The organism is Sandarakinorhabdus sp., from assembly GCF_987265915.1.
Genome location: NZ_OZ503948.1, coordinates 2,200,325 through 2,223,003 on the forward strand (window position 1 = coordinate 2,200,325; position 22,679 = coordinate 2,223,003).

The window sequence follows — 22,679 nt, forward strand, 5'->3', positions numbered from 1 at the left end:
CCCCCTGTTTTTTTCACTCGCACAGAAAATGCAAGTTATCGCGGGGTTTTGGGCCTTTTGCCTCCACACTTTTCACCCTCCCCCCCCTCCCTCAACCGCGCAGCGCTGCCCTGACACGCCGCCGCCCAGCGCCGCGCGCACGAAAAAGGGGCGGCGGTGGCTCGCGCCACCGCCGCCCCTCTCAGGCCGCCCACAATGTCTTCACGCCTCAGCCCGGCGGCTTCTTCCCCTTCGGCCAAGCCGCGATCAGCGCCCTCCGCTTGTCGTCACACTCCAGAATATCGACACGCCGCCCATCCAGCGCGGCATCCACGCATTCAGCGCTTGGGCACTGCACCCGCGTGATCGAGCACGCGGTCATCGCCTGCGCCGGCGGCGAGGGCAGCCGCTGCGGCGGCGTCGGCTTCCCGGTGGTGCACGAGCCGGCCGCCAGACAGGCAAACAGCAGCAGCGGCAGCAGGATTCTGAACATAGAACACGTTCCTCTTGTTGTCGTCGCCCTTGCGCGCCGCGGCCAGCTGCGCCGCCATCCGCGCCAGAGCCTCACTCGCGTCGTCCACCTGGTCCTGCAGCTCGGCCTCGCGCTTGCGCACCTTGCGCTCCGCCACGATCTGCCCGCGTAGATCCGCCAGCGTGCGCTTCGTATCGCCATCGCTGTGGCCCTTGGCATAGATCAACCCGGCCACAATCACCGCGCCCAGCCCCAACCCCGCCTTAAGCCACACCATCACCCGCCCCCTTCAACCCCGGCTGCGGCGCCCGGCGCGCGATCCAGTGCACGGCAAACAGCCCGATGCCGATCACCACCCCGGCCAGCGGGCGCCAATATTCCGGCACATAATCCAGCAAGCCGCGCACCGTGTCCGGCTCCGCCACCAGCCACGCCGCCAGCATCGAAAGCACGGCCGAAACCCGCACGCTCCAGAACGCCCACATCATCGCCGCCTCGCGCCGGACGCGCGCCCAAATCGCCGTCATGCCTGAATCCCTTCCAACAGCCGCGCGCTTGCCACCGTGGTGGGGTTGGTCCGCACCTGCCGGCGCATCCGCGCCCCGATGCCAAGGTGCACCGCCCCACTCGGCCGATACCAGATCAGCTGGTCAAACTTGATGGCACTGGCCGCGATCACCTCGGCCACGTCCTGGCCATCGATGCCCTCCACCCGGAAATCTGCCGCCAGCCCGTTGGCATGATCACTCGTCGGCACGCCCTTCACCGCCCTGTTAACGGCTGGCGCGCGATACGCGCTGGCGATGATCAACGGCCGCGCCCACAGCGCCCGCACCTGCTCCAGTACGCCGGCCAACGCGCGCAGATTGGCCAGATGCTGCCGGCTGGCCGGCTGGTTTGGCAACCCCAACCGCGCCGCCGTCTCGCTCACCGTCAATTCGGCCAGCGAGAAATGCTTGGTCAACTGCATCACCCCACATCCACAAACGAAACCGCCGACGCCACCGTCCCCGCCGCGCTGCCCGTAAACGAAACATTCCCGCGCACCTGAAAAACCTGCGCCTCGCCGCCGCTGTTGGTCAGCGTGCCGCTTGGGGATGCCTCCACCGTCGCCGGCGCCGGCTCGCTGCCGCTGGTGGCCGTCGCCGTGGTGGTCCAACTGCCGCTGCTGCCGATCCGATGCTCGATGGCCAGCGTCACCGCCCCGGTGCCGCTGGTCAGGTTGGCCCGCGCGAATCCGGCCACCGCCACGCTCTGCCCGGCCGCGAGCCGCACTTCGATCGTGCCGCTGGCCCCGGTGTTCGATATCTGCACAAATCCCGTCACCGCTGGCCCCGCGGTCGCCGCTGCCACCAGATCGCCAACGCTGATCGGCACCGCCGTGCCAACCAGCAGCGTGTCATCCTCCAGCGCCACCGCCGTCACATCCGCGCCGGGGGCGATATCAGCCATCAGCCAGCTTGCTGCCCTGCGCGGATCGAATTTCACCGGCGCGACCGGCGTCACCACCGCGCTTTCGCTCGCCGACCAGGCATAAACGGCAGCATTTTCTTCGCGAAAAACCGCATTCACCGTGGCATCGGCATTGAACGTCAGCGAACGTACCCGGAACAGCTTTGCCGTCCACCCGCGCACGTTGCTGGTGATCGCCACCACCATGTTCCGCTTCAACAGCCAACCCCGAATGCCCAGCGTCACGCTGAATTCGCCCCGATACAGGTTGCGCTGCGCGGCCTGCTTGGCGATCCGCTCGGCCCGGCGCTGTTCCTGTACCGCGCTCAGATCAATCGTCATCGCCCGCGGTGCCAACGAGGTGCGCGGAATCGCCACCTCGGGAAAATCCACCAGCGCAAACAGGCTTGGCGCGTCTGGCTGACTGTATTTGCCGCGCACCACCGTAAACTGTTGGCCCACGCCGCCCGGCTGCGGCTGCCAGCCATATCCGCTCACGAAATCGTCATCGGTGAAGGTGAAGGCCGGCGTCAGATCATTCACCGCGATACGCAGCGCCAGGCGCCCGCCATCGTCCACCAGCTCGCCGTTCATCGCATCGAGCAGCACCTTCATCACCGCCGCCGGATCGTCGCCGTCGCTGAAGGCCCGCCCGGCCTCGAACCGCCGCTGCGTGCCGCCCGCCGCCAGCGCCACGCTTTCATCGCACAGCGCCGCCGCCGTCGCGAAGCTGGCCAGATCAAGCACGTCGGGCCCCTGACCGCAGCCCACCGAACCCACCCCGCCGATCTTCCACCCCAGCATGAACGCCAGCAGTTGCAGCGCCGGGTTGTTGCCCCGCGCCACGCTGGAAACCGTATAGGCCCACGTCGTCTGATCGTTCGCCCGCTGGCTGCCGCTGCCGCCCGGCACCGTTGAATCGCGCGCGGGATCATATACCGGCATCCCGCGCCCGATCACCGTCCAGCGCCCGCCGATGCCGCTGCCAAATGGCGATTGGCTTGTCTTCGAATTGTTGCTGCGCTTCACGCGCACCTTCATCGTGGTGCAGCCGGTCAGGCGCTGGCTGGCGCCCCACACCGTGCCGTCGTTGACCGTGTGATAGGCGCCCGCCCCGGCCTCCAGGATGATCTCGATGTCGAGATACCCGACATACTTGCCCTGCACCCCGCCGCCGACCGTCCAGGCCAGATCGTCCTCGATGTAAATATCGGTGATCGCGTCGGATTTGTGTGCCGCCAGCACGAAGATATAATCAATATACTCCTGATTGGTCCCGCTTGGCTCGGCATAGCGCAGATCCATCGGAAACGCGGTGCGGCCAAACACCATCTTCCGCGCCGTGCCGGTGTCCGCGTTGATGATCGCCGGATCGAACGCGGTCAGGGTGGCCGCGCCGCCCCTTTTGCCAGAAAACAGGCTGCCGGCCGCCGCCAGGCCCGCCGCCGTGGTTGCTGCAATAACTGCGCCGCTCAACGAACCGACAATGGTGGCAGAAAGCGCCTGCCCCACGCCGGGTATGACGTTCACTGCAATCGCGGCGATGATAGCCAGAGGCTTCAGAACCTTACCCATCGGCGCGCCCAATCGGCCACGCTGCCACCAGCGACCGCCGCGCCATCGCCACTATCCCGCCTTCGCCAAACGCCATCGGCCCGCCGGCGGTCATCATGCCCAGCACCTCGCCATCACTCACCACGTCGCCGCGGTGCGCCGCCAGCGGCGGAATCCGTTCCCCGAAATAGGCATCGGCTGCGGCCGGCAGATCGGCCCAGCCCAATTCACGCAGCGCCCGCGCCTGCCCGCGCTCCGTGCGATAAGGCCGCACTTCAAACGCCAGCACTTCGCCGGTCACTGCCGTCACCGCCGCCAGCACGAACGCCACGCAGTCGCCGCCGCTGCGCGGCTGGTGCGCCCGGGGCCGCCAGTCATCCACCACGTCCAGCAGCCGCGGCTCCCACTGCGGATGCCGCACCGGCAGACGGATCATGGTTCGTACCTCGTCTCGTATCGGTCACCGCCGCCGCCACCGGGCAGGCCGGGAACGTAATTCGATTGACCGCGCATCACCGCTCCGGCCAGATCGCCGGAATCGTACCGGGTGCTAGTCAGATAGGTGCGGTTCTGCGCGCCGGTGATCAGGCTGAGATAATTCTCAGCTTCCATCGTGATGGTGAACCGGCTGCCATCCGCTTCCTGCGCCGGCTGGGTCATATATCCCCGATACACCGGCCGCAGCTGCACCACCTGGCCGGCGCCGTCGTGCAACACCAGCCACACCCGCACCCGCCGCCCGACATAGAGCGAAGGATCCTCGATGGCATTCAGCAGGCCCGGATCGGCCGCGTCGGCGTGCAGCGTGAAGCCCAACGTATCGGTGCCGCCGTCGCCATGCTCCACCGCGCCGATTTCCAGAACCTTGCTGTCCATCGTGGGAAAGGTGAAGCCGGAACAATCCGCATCGGCATCATCCAGCCCGGTCGGCACCGTCAGCGGGCACGGCGCGAACGCGCCCCGGATCGGCAAGTCGGCAAAATCGGCAAAAAACAGGATGCCGGCAATCACCGGGTTGGCCGACAGGCTGGCATCGCTCAGCGCCATCAGAAATTCTCTTCGAACATCAGCGGCGGCAGCTCGTGCAGCATCGCCAGCTTGTTCATGAACCGCAGCGCGTTCGGCAGGCGCATCAGCGCGGTCGGCTGGGCCAGATACACCGTGGCATTGTCCGGCGGCGCGCTGCGCAGCGGCATCGCCATCTGGATAAACGCCTGGCCGGAACCGTTGGCCGCAGCCTCGGTCAAACAGACGTTCAGTTGCCGGCGCGTGACCACCCCGCCTACGGAAACCAGATCGATGGCGACCATCGATCCCGGCCGCAAATTGTCCTGCCCCGGCGTCAGCCCATCGATTTCCAGCCCGCGCCCCAATTGCCCGCCACCGCGCACCAGCGCCGTCGTCGCCGCCCCCACCGGCTGCGCCTGCGCAGCACCGGGATAGGCCGGCAGCGCGCACCAGTCCCCCGGCCGCGACATTGCCCCCAGAAAAAACCGAACCCACGGCAACTCCGCCGCCGTCATCGTCACGATTTCGGATTCGCACGTCCACCGCGCCGCCGGCCCCAGCTCCAGATCGCCAAGCGAGCGCCCGGTAAAAACTGATCGCTGCACGATGCGCGAATCCGAAAGCGCCCAGCTTTCCTGCGCCACGCGCAGTTCCGAAGGGATGGCGATCAACCCCATATCAGGCCGCCCCCCTCACGATGCCGCCGATGCCGGCAGGCGCTGGCGGCCCGCGCGGCGCAGAGTGTCGCCCGCCGCCGCCCGGCTGCCCTGCACCACCGAAGTGACGAACCACTCCGAAGGCTCGGTTCGAACCACAATCTCCTGCACCGGCGCCGGCTGGCCGCCGCCGCGCCCGCCCGCCATCGGATTCGGCGCGATGCGCCCGCGGCTGGTCGGAATAAAAATCTCCGGGCTGTTCTCGCCCACCAGATAGGGCACGCCCGGCTCCACCGGCCCGCCGCTCGATCGCCGGCCGCCGAACAGGCTGCCCAGAAATCCGCCGCCACCGCCGCCGCCACCGATCAGGCTGCCCAGCAGGTTGAAAATCCCGTCCTGGATCATCTGCGCGGCAAAGCGCTTCGCGGCATTTTCCAGCGCGTCGCCGAAACTGCCGCCGTACACCAGCAGATCGGCCCCCACCTGCGCCAGATTGGCCGCCGCACCTTCCAGCAGATACAGCCCCTGCTCGTCCACCGGCTGAATCGGCGGCAGCGCCTGCATCGCTTCCAGCGTGGCGTACATCGCTTCCAGATTGGTCTGCGCCACCGGCAGCTGCGCCGTGAACGCCAGCCCGGCATCAAACGCCGCCGCCGGGCTGTCAAAATCCCCACCGCGCGCCTGTTGCAGCCAGGTGGGCGCCGCCGCGCTGGCCGCCCGCGTGCTGCCGGTGCGCGACGGCGTGGCCGTCATCGCCGGCCGGCTGGCGGCTGGCTGGGCTGTCGAGGCCGACGCGCGCCGGCCGTCCTGCGCGTTCAACAGCCCCGCGAGCCGCTGCTCTTCGCGGCGGGCGTTGGCGATGGCCTGCGGTGCCACCGGGATGAAGCCAAACAGGCCGCCTTCCAGATTTTCCCGGGTCTCGCGCGCCTTCATATAGGCGGTGATCATGCCGCTGCGCGTCGTCGTGTCCTGCGCCCCGGTGAAATTGTCCATCACGCGGCCCAGGCGTTCGAACACGTCGATCACCCCGGCCGACCAGATCACAAACTGGTTGCGCGTCCGTTCGGTGAAGCTGTCGATGGATTCGTTGGCGTCGGCCAGCTTGGCGATCATCTGTTCATCGATCACCGCCCCGGCATCGCGAAACGCGCCTTCGGCCTCGTGAAGCGCCGTGCCGCCGTCCTTCAGCGCGGCGGCCAGCGCCGGGCCGAGCTTCTGCCCCACCAGCGCCGAAACATCGGCGGCATACTGCGCCTCGGTGGTGTAGCGCCCAGCCGCCGCGGCGATGCCATCCAGCAGCTCGTCGGTCGTATCGATCTCGCCGTTGGCAATCCGCGCGGTGATGCCCATCCGGTCCAGAACCTCGGTCACCCCCTTGCCGGCGGTGCCGCCCTGCACGTCGCCCATCGTGGTCAGCAGCCGCTGGAAAATCTTGTCCTGCTGTTCGGTGCCCACCTCCAGGCTGCGCAGCGCCTCACGCAGCGTCTGGAATCGCTCCACGCCGATCCCGGCCTGATCGGCGGCCGTGCCCAGATCATCGGCAAAATTCAGCACGGCGCGGCCGGCGCTGACGATGGTGTCGATGGTCAGCGTGGCGATGAAGCCAGCGGCGGCGCCCTTCAGGAAGTTGAAGCCCTTGCCCGCCAGCTCCGCGCCGCCGCCGGTGTCAGCCAGCGCCTTTTCGGCGCGCGCCGCGCTGCGCTGGGTCTGATCGGCCCACTGGTCGGTAAAGGCCGCCGCTTTCACCATTTCCCGGCGCATCAGCTCAGTCGATGCGTCAAATTGCAAAAGCATGCCGCGTGCCGATCCGTTCATCGCGCACCTCCCGGCCCATCCGGCGGCTGCCGGCTTTCGTCAAAAACCTCGAACGCCGCCCAGAATTCGTGCGGCGTGCAGCGCCGGAACGCCTGCGGAGACCAGCCCCACAGCGCCAGCGCGATTCCCATCAGTCGGCGGCGGGGGTCTGGGGCTTCGCGGGCGGCGCGGCCAGTTCCTTTGCCCACGCGCCCTTGGCTTTTCCCACGGGATCGTACCCGCCAGACACGGCCCCCATCAGCACCACGGCCAGTCGCGAATTCACCTGCACCAGCCCGGCCGAATAAAGATGGTCGCGCACCCCGGCCGGCGTGAACTGCGCCGCGTCGCGCTGGATATCCGGGCTGCCGGCATCGGCCTCGCGGCCCCACGCCTTCACCATTTCCGTCACGATCACCGCCAGTTCGGCCACCTTAAGGCTGCCGCTGCGCGCGCCATTGGCCAATTCCAGCAGCGACCGGCCGGTCTGGGCTTCGATGGCTTCGACGGCCGCCATGGAAGGCCGCAACAGATACGACACGCCCTCCATTTCAAATTCCAGTTCGCCGCTGGAATTCAGGCGCGCGGGCGGGGCTTTCGCGTCAGACATCGGTGGCGGTTTCCTCTTCATTGAACAGTGCCGGTGCCGGCTGGGCCGTGCCCAGTTCGATCACGGCACGCATCTGCGCCGCCCACACCGCCGCCGGCACCCGGCCGTTCGCCATTTCAAACGCCAGCCCGGCCAGCGTTTCATCCCCGCGCAGCGGCGGCACGCCCAGCATCATCAGCGCCAGGCGCGCCAGCACATCCCACGGCGGCTGCGTCGGCGTCAGCAGCTCGGCCACGCTGCACCCGGTGGCCTCCAGCAAGTCGGCAGTCTGTTCTTCGGTCAGCGGGCGAAGCCCCGCCAAATACGCGCGCGTCATCGTGCGGGGCACCTTTCAGGTTTCAGGGTCAGGCGGTCGCTGATCAAGTCGTCAGCAGCAGATCAACCGTCGGCACGGCCGCCGGCACAAACGTTGCCTGCACGCCCACGCCATCCCGGAACGGATAGCTGGTGTTGAAACTGGTGCAGCGCATCACGCAGTCCCACACCACCACGGCAGCCGCGTTGCGGATCTGCAGGCGTACGGTCGTGCGATTGGTGGCCAGCGCTTTCAACCGCGTCGCACCGTTGGCGTCAGGCAGATCGGGCATGTACGCCAGCGTGATTTGGTGGCTCATCGCCGCCGCGCCGTTGATTTCCACCGGGCTGTCCTTGGTGGACTGGCTGTAGGTGCCCATGCTGAAATCATGGCTCAGCTCGCGCTGGCCCTTGATCGGGTTGAAAGTGCCGGCCGTGGCGCTTTCGATGTGAACGGTAAAATCGTCGCCGTTGAAAAACGCCATCGTCTCTCTCCTTTTACAAAATCCGCAGTCGCCAGGTCTGGCGCACCAGGTGGGTCAATCCTTGATCACCGCCCGATTCCGTGCGGCTTTCGATGCAGCGCAGCGCCGTTACGCTGAAACCGGTCACCACCGGCTTCACGCCTTCCAGGCGGCCATAAAGATCAGCGGCCAGCAGCTCGGCATCGGCCCGGCTGCGCCCGTCGAGCACGGCGGCGGTATCGATCAGCGCCTCGCGCGGCCCACCATCCTTCGTGGTGCCCTCGTTCAGGCTGATCTCGTCCAGCACCACCACCGGCGGCGCCACGCTGTCTGGCGGCACGCCATCCCACACCGGCACGGCCGCGCTTTCGAACTGGGGTCCGCCATCGGCGCGCAGCAGCACCAGCATCGCCAGGCGCAGCGCCGGGGTCGGATCAGTCGCCAAGATCACCTCCGGAATATCGCCGCAGCACGCGCGGCCACAGATCGCGCAGCGCGGTGCCCATGGTGTTCAGGGCATGCGCCCGCACCCGGCCGAACACGATATCGTACCGCGCGTCGGGAATCGGCTTCACCCGGAAGGCGTAGCGGCTCAGTTTCCCACTCGGCGTCCGCCGCGATGCCCGAACCGTGCGCGGCCGTCGCCCGCGATCGAGGATGTTCAGATAAAACCCGGCCCGCTGCTTCGCCTTGCTCAGCAGGCCCAGCGACAGGCGCAGCATCTTCCGGCTCACCCGCACGCCCAGCAGATTGCGCCCCGCCCCGGTCTTAACCGGCGTCCGCGCGCGCGCGTAGGCCAGCAGGCCCGGCGCGTTGCTTTCGAACACGTCGGCAATCTCTTCGCGGGCATCGTCGGGCAGCGATCGGAGCAGACGGCGCAGCCGCGCCCGCCCTTTCCACTTCGCCACTATGTCGGCCCGCCGCTTTCGGCGCTGATCACCAGCCGCTCGCGCAGCATATCGGGATCCACCGCGGCCCGGATGCTCAGCGCCAGCCCGCGCCAGATCAGGCGGTGCGCGGTGGTGATATCGGCGCGGTGCCGGATCGTCACCTTCCACGCCTGGCTGTCGCGCACCACCAGATCATCGACGCCGCTGGTGCCGGCCATCGGCACCACCTCGGCCGCGACACTGGCCACCCGCCGCCACCGCGTCCGCCGCCCCGCCGCGTTGTCGGCAGTGTGGTCCGGGGCCTCGATGATCACCCGCGATCGCAGGCGACCAGCGGCGAACGTCACAGCCCGTACCGCCGGCCCAGAAGTTCGGCCACCAGCGCCAGCATCAGCGCCAGGCCAAACAGAAATTCCGGGCCGCCCGGCGGGCTGGAAAACACTGCATCGATCATCTTACTTCCCTTCGGTTCGCCGCTTTTCGGCGTCGACCAGGAACTGGATATTCGTGTCGATCTTGCCCAGTCGCACCTCGGCCTCGCCGGCCTTGGTTTCCAGCGTGGAAATCCGCCCGCCGTGATCCTGCACCTGAAACAGGATGCCGCCGATCGCCAGCACGGCCGCGCCGATCGAGATCAGCTCGCTCAGTTTGAACGTCGCCTGCACCGCGCGCCCTCCTATCCGATCAGCCGCCAGCGATACGGCTTCAACAGCGCCTTGCCGGTCTGCGGAATCTCGGCGACGCTGCTGCCGATATTCACCACCTCGCGCGCGCTGTAGGCGTGCGCCGCCATCTGCAGGATCGCCAGCTTCACATCTTCCGGCACCATTGCCGCCGCCCAGCCCGCCGTGATTGTGATGGCAATCACCGGATCGGTGCCCAGCGTCGGCCAGCTGACGCCGCTCGCCGGGCGCAGCGCTTTCGTGCCGCCGGCCGCGTCGCGCAGCACGTACCCGCTCGCGCTGGCCGGCCACGCCGTCGCGGTGCCATCGGCGGCGGTGTAGGTCAACGCGTCCACCGTGATCACCGGGGCATCCAGCACCAGGCGGCCATCGGATGGCCATTCTTCCAGCCGCGCCAGCATCGGCGTCGGCAGGATCGGCCGCCCGAGAAAGACCTCTGCCGCCTGCCGCGCGGCGATCAGATAGAGCAGCAGCATCGCATCGTCGCTGCCATCGTCCACCCGCACCTGCGCGCGCAGCTCCGCCGGCGTCACCGGCTCGGTGGCCGGCTGATCGGTGGCGGTGAAACTGATCCTCATCCCGTCACCTCGCCCTATCCTGTAACTTCACTGGGCCCGATTCGCAGCGTGATCGTCTGCTCCAGCGTGCGGCCCTGGTTCGTCGTGATGGCGTTGGTCACCTGATAGACCCGCCGGAAAATCCCGCCGCTCAGCAGGCAGCTCGTCACCGCGCTGGCAATCGCCGCGTCGCTGGTCGTCACGCCGCCGGCTTCGGCGGGCGCCACGGTCCAGGTGGACGTGCTGATCGTTTCAGCGGCGGCGAGCGTCCAGCTGATTGGGAAGTCCAGCACCGCGCCGGCCGATTTGATTTCCATTATCCGCCTCCCCGCGTCCGTTCGGCCGCGCTGTCAAACGTCGGGAAGCGCAGCCGGGTGCCACCGCCACCGCCGCGCGTGCGCCGATCGCTGTTCGCCCGCGAAACGCCCGCCGGCACCAGCGTCGCCAGCAGCGCGCCGCCGCCCGCCACCGCCGGTGCCGCCTGCAACCGCCGCTGCGCCGGGCTGTTGATCTGGCCACCGCCAGCCACCGCCGGGCTGGCCGTCAGCCGGCGGACCAGCGTGAAGCCGATCCGCCCCCCGCCGCCCACCAGCGGACTGGTGGTGATGAACGACGCAACGAAGATGCGCGGCACGCCGGAAAAGGGCGCACCCGAAAATGGCGCGCCCGAAAACATCAGCCGATCTTGGCTTCCGCCGCGTCCAGCCGGGCCGCGGCTTCCGCCATCGCCACCCGCGCCGCCGCCAATTCCTCAAGCGCCGACGTGTCGGTCGGCGGCTCCTCATCCGGTGCCGGCGGTGCCCACGACCAGGTGCCATCGGCCAGCGTGCCGGTGAAGCCTGGCCCGACGTAAGTATTGTTGGCAACCCACATCGTCACCAGGCCGGGGCCGGGATCATAAGGCTGGCCAGCCACCAGATTGATCACGTTCTTTACCAGCGCGCTGGTCGGGTTGTTCATCTGCAAAACCAGAGTGGGCATTTCGATCTCCTTCAGTAGAAACTCACGATCACCGCCACGCCGTCGGCCCCGTTGCCACCCGCGCCGCTGTTGCCGACCGAATCGACCGCCGCGCCGCCGCCGCCGCCGCCCGCGCCATAAAGGCCGCCGTCGCCACCGTTGCCGCCGTTGCCGGTAAGGTTGGCACCGCCGCCGCCGCCGCCAGAGCCGCCGGCCCGCACCGCCCCGGTGGCCGACGCGCCGTTACTGCCGCCCGCACCGCCCCCTGCGCCGTTGCTGCCGCCTGCACCTGCCGCGCCGGCCCCGCCTGCCGCGCCAGCCTGCGCGACGTTGGCGGACGTAAGGCCGCCGCCGCCGCCGCCGCCGCCCGTGGTGCCGGCCGCCGAGACGCTGGGCGTGCTGCCGTTGACATTGTTGTTGCCGCCTGGCCCGCCGGCGACCGTGCCGAACCCACCATAAATCACTGCGCTGGTAGAGGCGGCACCACCGCCGACGCCGCCGGTGCCGCCACCCGCCGTTGCCAGCGAACCAAAACTGGTGTTGCCGCCGGGCGCCCCGGGGCTGCCGGACGTGGCATTTGTTGCCTGCGCCGGGCCGCCGACGCCGCCGGTGCCAACCGTGATGGTTATCCCGGTGGTGAACGCCGTTCCCGGCAGATCGCTCGCGCGCAGATAGCCCTCTTCGACGCCACCGCCCGCGCCACCGCCGCCGCCGGCGCGCTGACTTGCCGCCGCGCCCTTGCGCCCCGCACCGCCGCCACCGCCGCCCGCGATCAGCCGGCGATGAACGCCGACAATATCCAGATCGGCAATGAAGGTGCCGGTGTTGGTGAAAACCTCCAGCTTCATGCCGGCACGGCGCGCGCCGGGCGGCGTCACCATCACCATCTTGGTGCCAGCGCCAAAATTGATCGGGCTCGGCGCAGTGCCGGCGCTGTTGGCCAGCACCAGCGTGCGCGTCAGCGTGTTGGCCGCGCTGTAGGTGCCGATGCCGACTTCCCAGGCACCCGTCGGCACGCCGCTGGCGTCGGCCTCGCCAACGAAATAATAGGTGTCGTCGCCCACCGAAAGGGCGCTGGCGAACGTCCGCACGCTGGCATTCAGCGCGCCGGCCAGCGTCAACGCGCCGGTGCCGGTGCTGGTGCTGGTCTCTTGGACCCGATCTGGCGTCAGGAACGTCATCAGAAATTCAGGGCCAGGCTGGCGCCGGAAAGCGTCAGGGTGCCGGCACCGGCAAAGATTTCGGGGATGATCCGCACCAGTTGGCAATCGCTGGCCGCCTGGCTGGTGAGATCGATGGCCGCACCGCCGCTGGTGGCGGCCACCTGGAGGGAATCGGTGGCAGCGCTGCGCACGAAATACACCACGCCCGCGGTGAGCCCGCCGGGCGGGGTGCCGCCAATGAACACGATCTGCTGCGTATCGGCCAGGCCGTGCGCCGGGCTGATGATGGTGTTGGCGGCGGCATCGGTAACGAATTCGCGCGCCGGCTGGTTGCCCAGCGGGTGAAAGCCCAGGAACGTGCCGCCGGTCAGCGCGGTCCAGAAACCGACATGCTGCACCGTGGTGGCGGCCGGCACGGCAAAATCCACACTGCCCGTCTGCGCCCGCGCCCCGCCTGACGCGGCAGCGAAGGTGACCGCCACGCGGGCATAGCTGCCACCCGAAATCTCGTTGGCCCCGTTATCGCCCGGGTGCCCTGAATGCAGGCTGGCGTGCGACACAGCCAGCCCGCCCAGCGCCGCATTGCGCCCAGCAGTGGAAATCGGCATCCGCCACCCTTTCAGAAAAAGGGCCGGCTGGCTGTCCCCCAGCCGGCCCCCGTGTCAGTCGATCAGCCGCCGATCAGGCGGCAGCGGTGGCCGCCTCGATCACCTTGATGATCTCGGCCTTCGTCTTGGCCTCGCCCAGATCAATGCCTTCGGCCGCCGCCATTTCCTTCAGCTGCGGCACGGTCAGGCTGGCAATCTCCACCGCCTCGGGGATTTCGTCGGCTGCCGGCGCAGCCTCTATATATTCCAGCGCCAGAAGGCGGTTGGCATGATCCTGATCAAGATCAGCAGGCACCGTGATGATGGTGCCTTCGTCAACCAGACCGCGCAGCAGCCGGATTTCACGCGTTGCAAAATATCGCATCGCAATTCTCCCGAAAAAGAACGGCGCCAGCCCTGAAGCCGGCGCCGTCTTTCAGCTTTGCGGCCTCAGTTGGCCGGGCTGTTGGCCGGATGGCCAAGAACCGCCAGCGCGCTGACCAGCGTGCCGGTGGCGTGGGTGCCGCCAAACGTCGGCGTGGCTCGCACGAACCGGCGGTCGCCGACATAACCATACTGGGTGGTGGTGGCCGCCGCCTTGGCCGCGATATAGGATTCGACCACGCCGTTGGCGCCCACCGTCAGCGTGGTGCCGTTGGCCGCGACGATCTGGCCGGTCGTCACTGCTTCGAACGTGGTGCCATCGTCGGAATGGGTGATAATCCAATCCAGGCGGTTGGTGCCGGTGAACGTGATGCCGCCGATGCCGGTTGCCAGGAACAGCGACAGGCTTTCAAAGCCGCGCCGATCGATGTTCACGGCGGTGGGAGTGGCGGTCAGCACCGCCGCGAAATGCGCCACGAAGTGGGCGATCCGCGAAACGAGGTCGCGCATGGGTATTTCCTTCCTTGAAAATGGGGTGGGCGGCGTGATGATCAGGCCGCCCAGCCCGTTGGCGATCCGTCAGGATCAGTCGGCCGCAATCTGCAGCAGCTTCACCGCCTCGAAATTGACGATGCCGCCGCCGACGCGCTTGGTGGTGTAGAAGAACACCCGGCCGTTCTGCTTGAACGGGTTGCGCAGCACGCGGGTGCCGACGCGATCCACAATCCGGTAAGCGCGGTTGAAGTCGCCAAACGCGATCGGCAGGGTGCCGCTGGAAGCGGCCGGCATGTAATCGCTGGTGGCCACCGGCTTGCCCAGCAGGGTCGCCGGCACGTCGGCTGCGATGGACGGCTGCCAGATGAAGTTGCCCTGGCCGTCCTTGAACTTGCGGACGCTGGCCAGAACCAGATCGCTCATCAGCCAGGAGCCGTTGTTGCGGTAACCCGCCTTCAGGGCGTGCTGCAGATCAATCAGGCGATCCGTGGCAACGGTGGTGGTCAGAAACCCGGTGGCGCTGCCGCTGCGGATCACGCCAACGCTGCCCCAGGCATAGTTGGTGTTGTCAACCACGCTGTAGGACAGCAGGCCGCGCGGCTTCTTCACGCCGTCGCCGGTGATGAAGGCCGCTTCTTCGGCTTCGCTGAAGCTGATCGCCAGTTCGTCGCCCAGCCACGCTTCCACGTTGACCGAGGCGTCATCGAGGAACCACTGGGTGGCGCAGGGCTCGCCGTAAAGCTCGCCCGGCGTGATTTCGATTTCCACCAGGCGCGTTGTGGGGGTCTCGTCCTTCGTCTCATCTTCACCCGCCCAGCGGGCCGCAGCACCGCCGACGCTGGTGAAGCTCTTCAGACTGGCGCTGCTGATCGGGCGCACGTTGGCCAGGCCGCGCATGGCCACGGTGTTGGTCAGCACGCGGCTGATCATCGTGTCCATTTCCGGGGTGACCAGGAAACCGCCGTCGCCTTCGTTGAAGCTCGTGGCGCGGGCTTCCGGCTGCGGCATCGTGCCGGAACGGGCATAGGCGGTGAAAGCTTCGCGATGCGCGCGGGCTTCGACCGTGTCGCCTGCGCCGCCGCCGCCGATGCCGGTGCGCAGCGCGGCCATCGCCTGAGCGTTGGCATCGATGCTGGCCTGCAGGCTGGCGATGGTGCTTTCCAGCCGGGCCATCTTGTCGGCATCAGGGATGCGGGAATTCACCTCGGTCTGGAATTCGCCCCAGGCGCGCTGCAATTCGGCCAGCACGGCGGTCGGGCCCTGCGCGTCGGCGCGAACCTGCGAAACGATGCCACGCGGGCGCGTGGCCAGAGCCGGCAGGGCGATGCCCGCCAGCAGCAGTGCATTCTTGGACATGGTGTTCTCCTCTGGCGCGGCCCTACCGGCGGCGCATGGCTTCGATCAGGCTGCGGGCGGCGGCGTCTGCCGCGTCGTCCCAGCCGCTCAGGTCGGCAGCGCCAGGCGTGCCGGATTCGGTGGCAGCGCCAGGCGTGCCACGGAAAGTCTCGATATCGATGCCCTTCAGCTGAAGGATGCGCGCGCGCGCCGCGGCGCGGGTCATGCCGCCGCTCACCAGCGTCATTTCCATGGCGCGCACCGTGTTCAACTCGGCCGCGCGGGCGGTCGCCTCGGCGTCTTCGGTCACCGCATCGCTGGCCAGCAGCGCATCGGCAAAGCCGCGATCGATGGCGGTGCGGCCGTTCATGTAGGTTTCGGCGTCCATCCAGCCGGCACAGTCGGCCGCGCTCTGGCCTGACCGCTGGGCATAGACATCGGCCATGGCGGCATCGAACGGCGCGAGTTGCTCCGCCACGCGGGCCATATCGTGGCGGTTGCCCATCGCCACCACCCAGCAATTGTGAATCATCAGGAAGCTGACGGCGCCGATTTCCACCACGTCACCAGCCATCGCGATCACGCTGGCGGCGCTGGCGGCTTGGCCAAGGATCTTCACCTTCACCGAAACACGGTGCTGCGTCGCGTATTCGCGCAGCAGATTATAGATTGCCAGGCCTTCGAACATGTCGCCGCCTGGCGAATTGATATGCACTTCCGGGGCCGCGCCGCCGAGCGCCTGAAGCTGCTGCGACACGCGGCGCGCGGTGACGCCGCCGCCGGTCCAATAATCCTCGCCGATCACGTCCAGCATTGGGATGACGTTGGCGCCAGCCTCGGCCGCGCGCAGACCGGCCTGCCATTTGGCCAGCACATCTTCAGGCGCGAAGGCCGAAAGTCCCGCCGGCGCGCGCAGCATATCCCGCGCGAACAGCGGCGGCGTGGCCATCGCCATGATGCGGCTGGTCTTCATTGTCTGTTCTCCAGTGCAGCCAGTCGGGCTTCCAGATCGGCAATATCGTTCCCGGCGGTGCCGTTCTCGCCGGCACGCTGGGCGTTGCCGCCCACGAACGGATTGGCACCCAAGCCGTCGGGCAGCGGATCCTTGTCTTCCAGCGCGCGGATTTCATCGGGAGTGTCGAGGCCCCACTGCCGCGACACGGCATAGGCGGCATAGCGTGAGCGGATATCGCCGCGCACCAGCGCGTTGCGGTTGAACCGGAAATAGAGATCATTCTCGCCGGCCGTCAGGCAGTCGCGCGCCAGCGCTTCTTCCCACGTCGTCAGCCAATCCTCCAGCGTGTAGGCGACAAAGCCCTGGCTCTGCTGTTCAAGCCCGGTGCCCCAGCTGGTGGATTTGGACGTGTCGCCGGCCATGTGCGGCGGCACGCCATAGAACATGAAGATCTCAGTGCGGGTGACGCCGGCCGCCTCGATGAACTGGGCATCGGCCATTGACAGGCCGATGCGCTGATATTTCAGGCCCTCTTCCAGGATCAGCGTCTTGCCCTCGCGGGCGCCGCCAGCCTGAAATTCCTCCATGCTGGCTTTCAACCGTTCATAGGCCGCCGGTTCAAGCTGGCCGTCAGTTTCCAACGATCCCGACATGCGGGCGCCATTGGCAAAGATCGCCCGCGCGTGGCCGCTCATGTCCAGCGCCAGGCCCACCGTTTCGGCGGCATAGCGCAGCGGCGACAATCCGATCACGCCATCCAGGCTGTGGCCGCGCAGGTGCAAAACCTCGCTCTGCTGCAACACGATCAGCCGGCCCGATTTGCTGGTGTAGCGATACTCGATCGACAAATCGTCGTGCTGCTTTACGTCCATGCGATCCGGCATCAGCGGCAGCAGGCCCACCAGCCGCGTGCCGGAAAACACCTTCATGGCATAGCCGTTGCCGCGCAGCAGGATGTGCGTTTGCAGCAGGCGCTTGAATTCCGATGGCGTCTGCCATTTGTTCGGCCGGCGGGTGACGACGCTCCACACCGGATGGTCGCTGGCATCCAGCCGCCGCCCGTTCACCCGGCGCTTCATATGCAGCGGCATCACCGCCACCGCGCCAGAAATCAGCGTGATCGATCGATAAGCCGCCGCCGCGCGCATCGCGTTTTCCGGCGCGCCCAGCTGCCCCGGCATCCGGCCAACCAGCCCGCCCGCCGCGGGAGAGGCCGCATCGATATCGCGGTACGCAATATTCGCCTGCGGCTGGGCATCACCCATCGCAGGCCCGCCGTTGTGCCCCATCCCGGCCGCAGCCGGCACTGGCGCAGCGCGGCTGATGTCAAAGCCGAGGATCCTCATAGAACGATGGCCCCTCGCTTCGCGTAAACCGATTCCTTGCGCGTCACCTTGAACCCAGCCGCGCCGGCGCCCATCGCCTGGGTGATGATGCCGTCGATACGGCCGCGGCTCTGTTTCTTGTCGAACGCCCGGTTGCCCTGGCCGTCCTTCACCAGCCGCGCGTTGGCGTGGCAGGCGATGGTGACCGGGTTGTCATCGATGGTGATCGTGCCGTCGCGCAGCCGATCCTCCAGCGCGACGATGCTGGTGGGCATCGAAAGCTGTTCATCGCCGCCGCGCACCGCCAGCCCCTGGCCGTGCTTCACGATCATCAGGCCCTTGCCCTGCGGCTTGTCCGATCCCTTGAACTGCCACACCGGCAGATCGATGGTGGCGCAGGCGGCAAGAAATTCCTGCATCTTGGCCCAGTCCACCGCCATGAACTGCACATCCTGCTGGTCGGCCAACTGCGCCACCTGGATTGCCACGAATTCCTTGCTGATCACCGGGCCGGGCACGATCGTGATATGGCCGTTCGCCGCCCAGGCTTCATAGGCCATGCCGTCGATCTTCGCCCGCTCGGCCACGCCGTCGCCGCGCGTCCAATACCAGGTCCGTTGCACCAGCCGCACCGCGTCATCATCGTCATCGGTCGGCGCGGGAATCGCCCACGTCGCGGTCAGCGCGGTCAGATCGTGCCGGTCGGCCAGATCGAGGCTCAGCCAGCACGGATAGTTGACCATCGTCGCCGGATCGACCGGCGCCAGCGCGCGATTGAGCAGCTCGGGATCGTCCAGCCAGAAATCGGCACCGCCGCCGGGGATGCCGAAATACAACCGCTTCAGGCTGGCGGCCCTCGATGGCGAGGTGCGGGCCTTGGCCACCTCGCGCCGGATGTTATCCCACGGAAAGGTGGTGCCGATCGCCGGCATGGCCTTCGGCCAGCAGGCCTCGTTATCGAACACCGTGTCCCAATCGGCCCGGTCCACCCGCGCGACATAGGCGAACAGGCTGTCGTTGGGCTCCTCGCCGCGCAGCACGCGGTGCGCGCGCTCGGCGAGCATCGTCCCCACCGGCTGATCAAAGGCCGGGCAGTTGGTCAGCTGGGCAAAAATGCCACCGCGGGGATTCTTCGCCAGCGCCTTCGCCCACATTTCGGTGTGGGCGTAATCCGTCTTTTCGTGCACTTCGTCGTCGCCAACCATATCGGGCTTGAAGCCGCTGGTCTTTTTGGCGTTGCCCGGCTGGGTGGTCATCACCGATCGGCTGGCGACATGCTCGACAGTGTGGATATTGTCGCCGACGCCGCGCACCCGGAACTTGCCTTGGCTTTCCAGCGTCACCCCGTCTTCTTCGCCGGGGATGGTGGATTGCACCATCGTGCCGGCTTCTTTCAGGGTGATCAGCGATTGTTCGTCTTTCGGCCCCGTGATGATCACGCTGGCCCGCTGCCGGCCGAACCCGCCCAGGATCAGCAGACCGGTGGCGGCCAGCCAAGGCGTCTTGCCCTGGCCCTTGGCCATATCAATCCACACTTCATCGAACCGCCAGCGCCAGTCCCCCTCCTGGCTTTGCGCGTGCCAGCCGAACATGCTGCCCGTGACGAACGCCATCCAGTCCAGCAGCACGAACGGCTCGCCGGCTTTGGGTCCGTCTGTGATCGTGAAATTTTTCGGGTACGAATCGATGATCCGCTGCGCCTCGGCTGGCCGCCATTCCAGCCCGCGCAGATGCCCGTCGCTCAGATCGCGCAGATGCCGCTCGGCCGCCAGCCGGGCGAATTCCCCGCAGACGATGCGCCCATCGGCCATGCGCTCGGCAATGGCCGTGGTGCGATCCGCTTTCGCCATCAGAACTCGACGGCGCCGTCATCGCCGGCAGCGCCGCCGCGCGGCTTCTTCTTGGCCGCCACCTTGCCCTTGGCGGCCGCTGCGCGCTTACCGGGGCCAATGCCCAGATCAGCCTCCAGTTGTCGGATCATCTGGTGGAGCTTCTTGGCTTCGCCCGCGTTGGGGTTGTGCTGATCCACGCCGGTACGCTTGGCCTTGATGATCGAACCGCGTTTCAGCACATCGGCAATGGCGTCTTCGTACAGGATGTACGTCAGCACCAGCCGGCTGATCGCGTGGCGGTTCGCCTCGGCTAGGGTCTGCTGCTGGGCAAGATCGGCGACGATGGTTGCCCAATATCGGCGCGCATCAGCCAGGTCTTTTTCCTGCACGCCAACGGCGGCCCAGTCCGGCTCTTCCATGTCGCCCGGCGGGCACGGACAATCGCTCATCGTACCCTCCTCTGCTACTGTGGGGCCATGCCCGCCGCCCAGATGCCTTCTGTTCCGCCCGCGATCATCTGTCAGGCCCCGCGCGCCATCGATGGTGATACGCTGGCCTGCGCCAATCTGGCCCGGCATGTCCGGCTGGCCGGCATCGATGCGCCCGAACTGCCCGGCCACTGCCGGCGCGGGCGGGAATGCACGCCGGGCGATGGCGAGGCTTCAAAACGCGCGCTGGCGCAGCTGCTGACCCTCCGCCCGGTGCGGGTGGAGCTGGCCGGCGACGGCGGCTATGGCCGAATTGCCGGCATCGTCTGGGCCGGCGGTTTGAACGTGAACTGCACCCTGATCCGCCAGCGCCGCGCCGTGCGGCGATATCGGGCGATCAGGTGTATCAACTGAACGCCACGCGTTCAGCCGTTAAGCCGTACATCCTCTTTCCATCCGTCCTGGCTTGCTTGCCGGCAGGCCGAGCGCAAAACTTCCAGCGCTGGCGTCAGGTTGCCCATTGCCTCCAGCGCGCCTGCGATCCGCATTGCCGTGGCACCAGGGCTGCTCAAACCATTGACCTCAGACCGAGCCCATTCAGCAGCATCCGCAAGCGACCATTCGGTTGTTTTGATACCACTGCTCATTTTCTGTTCCACGGGTGATTGGGATCCAGCGGGCGGCCGTCGCTGCCGCTGCCCAGCGGGCTGGCGTCGCGATCGGTGCGGGCGCCGTGGGCGTTATGGCAGGTGCGGCAGAGCGATTCATGGTTCTTCGGGTCGCCGAACAGCTTGTAATCCGGCGTCTTGTCCGGCCGCATGAATGGCACCCGGTGGTTCAGATCGGTGGCCACCACCCTCCCGCGGCCTTCGGCTTCGCAGCGTTCGCACCACTTCTGGCGTTTAAGCTGCGCGGTGCGCATCTGGCCCTGCTTGGTGCCGTATTTGGCGGCGCTGTTGACCGGCTTCCGGCCCGCCGGCGCGCCGGCCAGGTGCCGCTCGCGCGTGCTGCGAGCCGGCGGCGTGGTCTGGCCGTTCGGATCGGCATATTCATCGTACCAGACGTGCACCCAGCGGACGTTCACCCCGTTCTTCGCCGCCTCGGCCATCGCCGTTTCCTTGCCCGGATCGATCAGCCAGACGCGGGCATTCAGGTGCGTTGCCCACCAGTCCCGCTGCCACTGGCGCGGGCTGGGGGAGATCAGCCAGACTTCTTCGTCGGGCTGCGCCTTCTCCAGCGCCGCCAGTTCCCGATTCCGTTCCTCCAGCGCCAACGGCGCCCAGTTCCCCGCCGCCCCGGCAGACAGGCGATCGATAATCTCGGCAATGTCGATGATCCGCGCGCCGGGCTGGGCGTGCGCAGCCACGTGCCGGCGCAGGCCGGGCCCCGGCGGGCCGCACACCGCGTGCACGGTGCACGCCGGCATCGGCAGCCAATCGGGATAGCTCGCGGCGCGGTTGCTGCTGGGGCTGCTCATTCATGCGGCCAGTTCGCGCCATCGCCCAGGGCGGCGTCGCGCTCGATCTCGGCGGCGAAGCGCGCGGCCTCGGCCTTGTCGCGGATGCGATGAAGCTCGGTGGCGGTTTCCGCTTCGGTCATCGGCGCGTCAGGCCGGGGCGCGGCTTCCAGCTCGGCCACGTTCTGCTCGCCATATTGGGCGACCATCACGAGGCGCAGCAGAGGGTCCATCGTCGCCTCCCCGGCTAAAGTCCATCGGCCGCCAGCGCGGCAGCAATCCGCCGGGCCCCGCGCGCCGCCGCGTCGCGGCGTTCGTGCAGGGCGTGCGGATCGGCGTGCATCAGGGCGATCTGGTTGATCAATTCGGCCAGCGCGGAGACACGCTGGGCATAGCTGCGGCGCGGTGCATCCGGCATCGGCGCGCCTCCCGAAACGTGGGGATGCCCGCCGCCACCTTCAGCCACGCAGAGCGCGGCCGTTTCGGCGGCGGTGGCGGCAGGCAAGAAAAAACCCGGCAGCCCCCTGCCGGGTTTCCTCATGGCGGATTTCCACCACTCGCGTTTTCACTAATCGAAACTCCGGAGCGTTTCAAGCCCGCTTATCGGCTCAGGCAATCACAGCTTGTAGTAATGCACCAACTCGCGCAAGCAGGCCCGCACCATCAGCGCCCAGCGGTCGCGCGAAAAGGCGCGAAGCGTGTCGTTGGCCGGCGGCACGGCGGCATAGCTCAGATCGTGCAGCACCAGCAGATCAAATCCGAAAACCAGGGCAGGATCGATCACGGCGCGGGCGGCATCGTGCCGGCGCATCGCGTCCATCTGCTTCGCGGTGCCAGGCATCGCCGGCTGAAAAACGGCGCCCTGCGCTCCGGCGGTGACGATGCCATAACAGCTGGTGACGCGCTGCTGCCAGCCGGAAAGCTCGTAATCGGTGCGATAGCGGTCGCCGGCGGTGAAGGCGGTATCATCGATGATCTGGCGGTGAAGAAGCCGCTCCAGCACGCGGCCGGTCAGGTGGCGGCGAACGTTGATCGGCCCGCCAGTGTCGGGATCATGCACCTGGTGATGATCGAACGCGCCGCCGCGCAGCTGCTCCGGCGTGGGCTCCACGCGCCCCGGATCAGCAACCACGCGAACCTTCGTCCGTTTGCCCATTTCACCACCAGCGCCAGAGTTGCCTATCTACAACACACCGTGTCGAAAGCGCAACAGGCGCGCGGGGTTTATCCCCAGCCGGGGAAAAACCACCGTGGGTCCGCACTGGGTCCGCAAATCGCTGCATGTTCGCCGCCCGTTCCCACCTTTTGCTGCACCCACCCTCGGTCAGCACCAAGGAAGCGCTCGA

34 protein-coding genes are annotated in these 22,679 nt (G+C 67.6%); 1 reads left to right on the plus strand and 33 read right to left on the minus strand.

What is annotated here, in order from left to right; all coding sequences use genetic code 11:
- Nucleotides 1–317 precede the first annotated feature (317 nt).
- The 28 genes from AC6UUM_RS10785 to AC6UUM_RS10920 form a co-directional block, all read right to left on the minus strand.
- Nucleotides 318–728 carry a hypothetical protein gene (locus AC6UUM_RS10785; RefSeq protein ID WP_500802279.1) on the minus strand — a complete coding sequence of 137 codons (411 nt, stop codon included), beginning with the start codon at nt 726–728 and terminating at the stop codon, nt 318–320.
- Nucleotides 715–978, minus strand: coding sequence for a hypothetical protein (locus tag AC6UUM_RS10790; protein ID WP_500802280.1), 264 nt, complete (start codon nt 976–978; stop codon nt 715–717). Before AC6UUM_RS10790 ends, AC6UUM_RS10785 begins: the two co-directional genes overlap by 14 nt.
- Nucleotides 975–1,421, minus strand: coding sequence for a D-Ala-D-Ala carboxypeptidase family metallohydrolase (locus AC6UUM_RS10795; RefSeq protein ID WP_500802281.1), 447 nt, complete (start codon nt 1,419–1,421; stop codon nt 975–977). Before AC6UUM_RS10795 ends, AC6UUM_RS10790 begins: the two co-directional genes overlap by 4 nt.
- The gene (locus AC6UUM_RS10800) at nt 1,421–3,478 is read right to left on the minus strand and encodes a hypothetical protein (RefSeq protein ID WP_500802282.1); all 2,058 of its coding nucleotides are present in this window, start codon (nt 3,476–3,478) and stop codon (nt 1,421–1,423) included. Before AC6UUM_RS10800 ends, AC6UUM_RS10795 begins: the two co-directional genes overlap by 1 nt.
- Nucleotides 3,471–3,893, minus strand: a complete 423-nt coding sequence (locus tag AC6UUM_RS10805) for a DUF6950 family protein (protein WP_500802283.1) — start codon at nt 3,891–3,893, stop codon at nt 3,471–3,473. Before AC6UUM_RS10805 ends, AC6UUM_RS10800 begins: the two co-directional genes overlap by 8 nt.
- Nucleotides 3,890–4,504: a hypothetical protein gene (locus AC6UUM_RS10810; protein ID WP_500802284.1), complete on the minus strand. Its 615-nt coding sequence runs from the start codon at nt 4,502–4,504 to the stop codon at nt 3,890–3,892. The genes AC6UUM_RS10805 and AC6UUM_RS10810 overlap by 4 nt, the downstream gene beginning before the upstream one ends.
- Complete coding sequence (locus AC6UUM_RS10815; RefSeq protein WP_500802285.1) at nt 4,504–5,142, minus strand: hypothetical protein; 639 nt, start codon at nt 5,140–5,142, stop codon at nt 4,504–4,506. The genes AC6UUM_RS10810 and AC6UUM_RS10815 overlap by 1 nt, the downstream gene beginning before the upstream one ends.
- A 15-nt stretch (nt 5,143–5,157) precedes the next feature.
- The gene (locus AC6UUM_RS10820; RefSeq protein WP_500802286.1) at nt 5,158–6,882 is read right to left on the minus strand and encodes a hypothetical protein; all 1,725 of its coding nucleotides are present in this window, start codon (nt 6,880–6,882) and stop codon (nt 5,158–5,160) included.
- 184 nt (nt 6,883–7,066) lie between these two features.
- Nucleotides 7,067–7,525 carry a hypothetical protein gene (locus tag AC6UUM_RS10825; RefSeq protein ID WP_500802287.1) on the minus strand — a complete coding sequence of 153 codons (459 nt, stop codon included), beginning with the start codon at nt 7,523–7,525 and terminating at the stop codon, nt 7,067–7,069.
- Entirely contained in the window at nt 7,518–7,841 is a 324-nt protein-coding gene (locus tag AC6UUM_RS10830; protein ID WP_500802288.1) for a hypothetical protein, read from the minus strand. The genes AC6UUM_RS10825 and AC6UUM_RS10830 overlap by 8 nt, the downstream gene beginning before the upstream one ends.
- 43 nt (nt 7,842–7,884) lie before the next feature.
- The gene (locus tag AC6UUM_RS10835) at nt 7,885–8,304 is read right to left on the minus strand and encodes a hypothetical protein (RefSeq protein WP_500802289.1); all 420 of its coding nucleotides are present in this window, start codon (nt 8,302–8,304) and stop codon (nt 7,885–7,887) included.
- A gap of 13 nt (nt 8,305–8,317) precedes the next feature.
- Nucleotides 8,318–8,728, minus strand: a complete 411-nt coding sequence (locus AC6UUM_RS10840; RefSeq protein ID WP_500802290.1) for a gp17 family tail completion protein — start codon at nt 8,726–8,728, stop codon at nt 8,318–8,320.
- Complete coding sequence (locus AC6UUM_RS10845; RefSeq protein WP_500802291.1) at nt 8,718–9,191, minus strand: hypothetical protein; 474 nt, start codon at nt 9,189–9,191, stop codon at nt 8,718–8,720. The genes AC6UUM_RS10840 and AC6UUM_RS10845 overlap by 11 nt, the downstream gene beginning before the upstream one ends.
- Nucleotides 9,191–9,520 carry a phage head closure protein gene (locus tag AC6UUM_RS10850; protein WP_500802292.1) on the minus strand — a complete coding sequence of 110 codons (330 nt, stop codon included), beginning with the start codon at nt 9,518–9,520 and terminating at the stop codon, nt 9,191–9,193. The genes AC6UUM_RS10845 and AC6UUM_RS10850 overlap by 1 nt, the downstream gene beginning before the upstream one ends.
- 108 nt (nt 9,521–9,628) lie before the next feature.
- Entirely contained in the window at nt 9,629–9,838 is a 210-nt protein-coding gene (locus AC6UUM_RS10855; protein ID WP_500802293.1) for a hypothetical protein, read from the minus strand.
- An 11-nt stretch (nt 9,839–9,849) separates the two neighbouring features.
- Nucleotides 9,850–10,434: a head-tail connector protein gene (locus tag AC6UUM_RS10860; RefSeq protein ID WP_500802294.1), complete on the minus strand. Its 585-nt coding sequence runs from the start codon at nt 10,432–10,434 to the stop codon at nt 9,850–9,852.
- A gap of 14 nt (nt 10,435–10,448) precedes the next feature.
- A complete protein-coding gene (locus AC6UUM_RS10865) occupies nt 10,449–10,730 on the minus strand; it encodes a phage fiber-tail adaptor protein (protein ID WP_500802295.1) in 282 nt (93 codons plus the stop codon).
- Complete coding sequence (locus AC6UUM_RS10870) at nt 10,730–11,089, minus strand: hypothetical protein (protein ID WP_500802296.1); 360 nt, start codon at nt 11,087–11,089, stop codon at nt 10,730–10,732. The genes AC6UUM_RS10865 and AC6UUM_RS10870 overlap by 1 nt, the downstream gene beginning before the upstream one ends.
- Nucleotides 11,089–11,394 (minus strand): hypothetical protein, encoded by a 306-nt coding sequence (locus AC6UUM_RS10875; RefSeq protein WP_500802297.1) that lies wholly within the window; start codon nt 11,392–11,394, stop codon nt 11,089–11,091. The genes AC6UUM_RS10870 and AC6UUM_RS10875 overlap by 1 nt, the downstream gene beginning before the upstream one ends.
- An 11-nt stretch (nt 11,395–11,405) precedes the next feature.
- Nucleotides 11,406–12,554 carry a hypothetical protein gene (locus tag AC6UUM_RS10880; RefSeq protein ID WP_500802298.1) on the minus strand — a complete coding sequence of 383 codons (1,149 nt, stop codon included), beginning with the start codon at nt 12,552–12,554 and terminating at the stop codon, nt 11,406–11,408.
- The gene (locus AC6UUM_RS10885) at nt 12,554–13,144 is read right to left on the minus strand and encodes a phage tail fiber protein (protein WP_500802299.1); all 591 of its coding nucleotides are present in this window, start codon (nt 13,142–13,144) and stop codon (nt 12,554–12,556) included. The genes AC6UUM_RS10880 and AC6UUM_RS10885 overlap by 1 nt, the downstream gene beginning before the upstream one ends.
- A 73-nt stretch (nt 13,145–13,217) precedes the next feature.
- The gene (locus AC6UUM_RS10890; protein ID WP_500802300.1) at nt 13,218–13,508 is read right to left on the minus strand and encodes a hypothetical protein; all 291 of its coding nucleotides are present in this window, start codon (nt 13,506–13,508) and stop codon (nt 13,218–13,220) included.
- Nucleotides 13,509–13,573: 65 nt separating this feature from the next.
- On the minus strand, nt 13,574–14,017 hold the full coding sequence (locus AC6UUM_RS10895; protein WP_500802301.1) for a hypothetical protein: 444 nt from the start codon (nt 14,015–14,017) through the stop codon (nt 13,574–13,576).
- 75 nt (nt 14,018–14,092) lie between these two features.
- Entirely contained in the window at nt 14,093–15,358 is a 1,266-nt protein-coding gene (locus AC6UUM_RS10900; protein ID WP_500802302.1) for a phage major capsid protein, read from the minus strand.
- A 22-nt stretch (nt 15,359–15,380) separates the two neighbouring features.
- A complete protein-coding gene (locus tag AC6UUM_RS10905; RefSeq protein ID WP_500802303.1) occupies nt 15,381–16,310 on the minus strand; it encodes a head maturation protease, ClpP-related in 930 nt (309 codons plus the stop codon).
- A complete protein-coding gene (locus tag AC6UUM_RS10910; RefSeq protein ID WP_500802304.1) occupies nt 16,307–17,638 on the minus strand; it encodes a phage portal protein in 1,332 nt (443 codons plus the stop codon). Before AC6UUM_RS10910 ends, AC6UUM_RS10905 begins: the two co-directional genes overlap by 4 nt.
- Nucleotides 17,635–19,467, minus strand: coding sequence for a terminase TerL endonuclease subunit (locus AC6UUM_RS10915; RefSeq protein WP_500802305.1), 1,833 nt, complete (start codon nt 19,465–19,467; stop codon nt 17,635–17,637). Before AC6UUM_RS10915 ends, AC6UUM_RS10910 begins: the two co-directional genes overlap by 4 nt.
- Entirely contained in the window at nt 19,467–19,898 is a 432-nt protein-coding gene (locus AC6UUM_RS10920) for a P27 family phage terminase small subunit (RefSeq protein WP_500802306.1), read from the minus strand. Before AC6UUM_RS10920 ends, AC6UUM_RS10915 begins: the two co-directional genes overlap by 1 nt.
- Nucleotides 19,899–19,940: 42 nt before the next feature.
- Between AC6UUM_RS10920 and AC6UUM_RS10925 the strand changes: the two genes are divergently transcribed.
- The gene (locus tag AC6UUM_RS10925; protein ID WP_500802307.1) at nt 19,941–20,291 is read left to right on the plus strand and encodes a thermonuclease family protein; all 351 of its coding nucleotides are present in this window, start codon (nt 19,941–19,943) and stop codon (nt 20,289–20,291) included.
- Between the two features lie 11 nt (nt 20,292–20,302).
- Here AC6UUM_RS10925 and AC6UUM_RS10930 read toward each other — a convergent pair whose 3' ends face one another.
- The 5 genes from AC6UUM_RS10930 to AC6UUM_RS10950 form a co-directional block, all read right to left on the minus strand.
- Nucleotides 20,303–20,524 carry a hypothetical protein gene (locus AC6UUM_RS10930; RefSeq protein WP_500802308.1) on the minus strand — a complete coding sequence of 74 codons (222 nt, stop codon included), beginning with the start codon at nt 20,522–20,524 and terminating at the stop codon, nt 20,303–20,305.
- Nucleotides 20,521–21,354 (minus strand): hypothetical protein, encoded by an 834-nt coding sequence (locus AC6UUM_RS10935; RefSeq protein WP_500802309.1) that lies wholly within the window; start codon nt 21,352–21,354, stop codon nt 20,521–20,523. The genes AC6UUM_RS10930 and AC6UUM_RS10935 overlap by 4 nt, the downstream gene beginning before the upstream one ends.
- A complete protein-coding gene (locus AC6UUM_RS10940) occupies nt 21,351–21,566 on the minus strand; it encodes a hypothetical protein (RefSeq protein ID WP_500802310.1) in 216 nt (71 codons plus the stop codon). The genes AC6UUM_RS10935 and AC6UUM_RS10940 overlap by 4 nt, the downstream gene beginning before the upstream one ends.
- Nucleotides 21,567–21,580: 14 nt before the next feature.
- Complete coding sequence (locus AC6UUM_RS10945) at nt 21,581–21,751, minus strand: hypothetical protein (RefSeq protein ID WP_500802311.1); 171 nt, start codon at nt 21,749–21,751, stop codon at nt 21,581–21,583.
- A 198-nt stretch (nt 21,752–21,949) separates the two neighbouring features.
- A complete protein-coding gene (locus AC6UUM_RS10950) occupies nt 21,950–22,465 on the minus strand; it encodes a hypothetical protein (RefSeq protein ID WP_500802312.1) in 516 nt (171 codons plus the stop codon).
- Between the last annotated feature and the right edge of the window lie 214 nt (nt 22,466–22,679).

Coding starts and splice junctions, on each gene's coding strand:
- AC6UUM_RS10785 (WP_500802279.1), bottom strand. CDS start 728: ATGGTGTGGCTTAAGGCGGGGTTGGGGCTGGGCGCGGTGATTGTGGCC.
- AC6UUM_RS10790 (WP_500802280.1), bottom strand. CDS start 978: ATGACGGCGATTTGGGCGCGCGTCCGGCGCGAGGCGGCGATGATGTGG.
- AC6UUM_RS10795 (WP_500802281.1), bottom strand. CDS start 1,421: ATGCAGTTGACCAAGCATTTCTCGCTGGCCGAATTGACGGTGAGCGAG.
- AC6UUM_RS10800 (WP_500802282.1), bottom strand. CDS start 3,478: ATGGGTAAGGTTCTGAAGCCTCTGGCTATCATCGCCGCGATTGCAGTG.
- AC6UUM_RS10805 (WP_500802283.1), bottom strand. CDS start 3,893: ATGATCCGTCTGCCGGTGCGGCATCCGCAGTGGGAGCCGCGGCTGCTG.
- AC6UUM_RS10810 (WP_500802284.1), bottom strand. CDS start 4,504: ATGGCGCTGAGCGATGCCAGCCTGTCGGCCAACCCGGTGATTGCCGGC.
- AC6UUM_RS10815 (WP_500802285.1), bottom strand. CDS start 5,142: ATGGGGTTGATCGCCATCCCTTCGGAACTGCGCGTGGCGCAGGAAAGC.
- AC6UUM_RS10820 (WP_500802286.1), bottom strand. CDS start 6,882: ATGCGCCGGGAAATGGTGAAAGCGGCGGCCTTTACCGACCAGTGGGCC.
- AC6UUM_RS10825 (WP_500802287.1), bottom strand. CDS start 7,525: ATGTCTGACGCGAAAGCCCCGCCCGCGCGCCTGAATTCCAGCGGCGAA.
- AC6UUM_RS10830 (WP_500802288.1), bottom strand. CDS start 7,841: ATGACGCGCGCGTATTTGGCGGGGCTTCGCCCGCTGACCGAAGAACAG.
- AC6UUM_RS10835 (WP_500802289.1), bottom strand. CDS start 8,304: ATGGCGTTTTTCAACGGCGACGATTTTACCGTTCACATCGAAAGCGCC.
- AC6UUM_RS10860 (WP_500802294.1), bottom strand. CDS start 10,434: ATGAGGATCAGTTTCACCGCCACCGATCAGCCGGCCACCGAGCCGGTG.
- AC6UUM_RS10865 (WP_500802295.1), bottom strand. CDS start 10,730: ATGGAAATCAAATCGGCCGGCGCGGTGCTGGACTTCCCAATCAGCTGG.
- AC6UUM_RS10870 (WP_500802296.1), bottom strand. CDS start 11,089: ATGTTTTCGGGCGCGCCATTTTCGGGTGCGCCCTTTTCCGGCGTGCCG.
- AC6UUM_RS10875 (WP_500802297.1), bottom strand. CDS start 11,394: ATGCCCACTCTGGTTTTGCAGATGAACAACCCGACCAGCGCGCTGGTA.
- AC6UUM_RS10880 (WP_500802298.1), bottom strand. CDS start 12,554: ATGACGTTCCTGACGCCAGATCGGGTCCAAGAGACCAGCACCAGCACC.
- AC6UUM_RS10885 (WP_500802299.1), bottom strand. CDS start 13,144: ATGCCGATTTCCACTGCTGGGCGCAATGCGGCGCTGGGCGGGCTGGCT.
- AC6UUM_RS10890 (WP_500802300.1), bottom strand. CDS start 13,508: ATGCGATATTTTGCAACGCGTGAAATCCGGCTGCTGCGCGGTCTGGTT.
- AC6UUM_RS10895 (WP_500802301.1), bottom strand. CDS start 14,017: ATGCGCGACCTCGTTTCGCGGATCGCCCACTTCGTGGCGCATTTCGCG.
- AC6UUM_RS10900 (WP_500802302.1), bottom strand. CDS start 15,358: ATGTCCAAGAATGCACTGCTGCTGGCGGGCATCGCCCTGCCGGCTCTG.
- AC6UUM_RS10905 (WP_500802303.1), bottom strand. CDS start 16,310: ATGAAGACCAGCCGCATCATGGCGATGGCCACGCCGCCGCTGTTCGCG.
- AC6UUM_RS10910 (WP_500802304.1), bottom strand. CDS start 17,638: ATGAGGATCCTCGGCTTTGACATCAGCCGCGCTGCGCCAGTGCCGGCT.
- AC6UUM_RS10915 (WP_500802305.1), bottom strand. CDS start 19,467: ATGGCGAAAGCGGATCGCACCACGGCCATTGCCGAGCGCATGGCCGAT.
- AC6UUM_RS10920 (WP_500802306.1), bottom strand. CDS start 19,898: ATGAGCGATTGTCCGTGCCCGCCGGGCGACATGGAAGAGCCGGACTGG.
- AC6UUM_RS10925 (WP_500802307.1), top strand. CDS start 19,941: ATGCCTTCTGTTCCGCCCGCGATCATCTGTCAGGCCCCGCGCGCCATC.
- AC6UUM_RS10930 (WP_500802308.1), bottom strand. CDS start 20,524: ATGAGCAGTGGTATCAAAACAACCGAATGGTCGCTTGCGGATGCTGCT.
- AC6UUM_RS10935 (WP_500802309.1), bottom strand. CDS start 21,354: ATGAGCAGCCCCAGCAGCAACCGCGCCGCGAGCTATCCCGATTGGCTG.
- AC6UUM_RS10940 (WP_500802310.1), bottom strand. CDS start 21,566: ATGGACCCTCTGCTGCGCCTCGTGATGGTCGCCCAATATGGCGAGCAG.
- AC6UUM_RS10945 (WP_500802311.1), bottom strand. CDS start 21,751: ATGCCGGATGCACCGCGCCGCAGCTATGCCCAGCGTGTCTCCGCGCTG.